The organism is Streptomyces sp. PTL18 (assembly GCF_059510295.1).
The window spans coordinates 1-1038 of sequence record NZ_JCAJZO010000110.1; the positions used below are offsets into that span (position 1 = coordinate 1).

Sequence of the window (1038 nt, forward strand, 5' to 3'; positions counted from 1 at the left end):
ACACGGATCAACTCACCAGCCTGGTCGAGCATGTCCGCCGGCACGTGGAGCGCGACGGCCTTGTCGGTTCCGTCCTGCTGTTCGGCCTCGGACTGCGCGCTGCGGATCCAGAGAGCACGTATGCCCTCCTCCTGGACCACTGGTCACGTCGGTCGTCCCGCGCGGCAACCGCCGCCCAAGTGGCCAGGGAACTGGCCCGGCACTGGGGCGTGGAGGCTCGCACCGGAGAGGCTCTGGTGCCTCTCTCAGTCATATCTCTTGATGCGTACTCCGACACCATCTGGTCCAGGCTGGAAGCGGAACGCGACGCTCATGTGCGGCATGCCGCCTCAGTTGCCTTGATCAGGAAGGGCAACGACGCTCATCGCCTGTGGCTGGCGCAGTTTCCCGCCGACGAGGCCAGGCACCTATGGAAGTTGGGCGCAGATGTGGCCTACTGCACCGCGGCCAAGGAGCACCTTCGAGAGGTAAGTCGACAGCTCCGGAAGAATCACGCTCTGCGGCCAGTGATCGCCCGAGCCTTGAAACTGGTCAACGAGCAGCTAGAGATGCTCGGCGAGGCGATCGGCTGCCTGAGCGACACAGAGCGCGACATGCTGCGGGCACGCACCCATCAGGAGCGCTTCCAGGACGCCTGCATTCAGACCTTCCTGAACCACTCCCTCGACTTCCGGCAGTCGTACCCAGGCAGTTCCTGTGTTCCTGATGCCGAAGCGGTACATGGCACCTTCGGCCCTCTGCCCTGGTGGAACATCATCGTCCGAACCGCAGCAGAGGCGGAGGCTGCCCTCGCCGCATTCACAGAGGGGGTGCTGCCCCTCGGTTTCGAGCGGGATCCCGAACATCGGAACCGCCTTCTACTCATCTGCCGTAAGCCCAGGACGGAGTCCCCGGGCATGCACGCCCACTTCGTCTTCGACCTGGACAACCCAGGCCACGCCTGCGAGCTGCTCCTCATCGCGAAGCGTGCCGGCGTCCCTATCGACCTCTATGCCCAAGCACACAACGAGTACGACGAAATCGAGTCCACCCACCTAG

1 protein-coding gene is annotated in these 1038 nt (G+C 64.2%); it reads left to right on the forward strand.

From position 1 onward, the window contains the following. Positions 1-179: 179 nt before the first annotated feature. On the forward strand, positions 180-1038 hold an 859-nt coding region (locus AC5WS8_RS39190), incomplete at its 3' end, for a hypothetical protein (protein WP_496108243.1).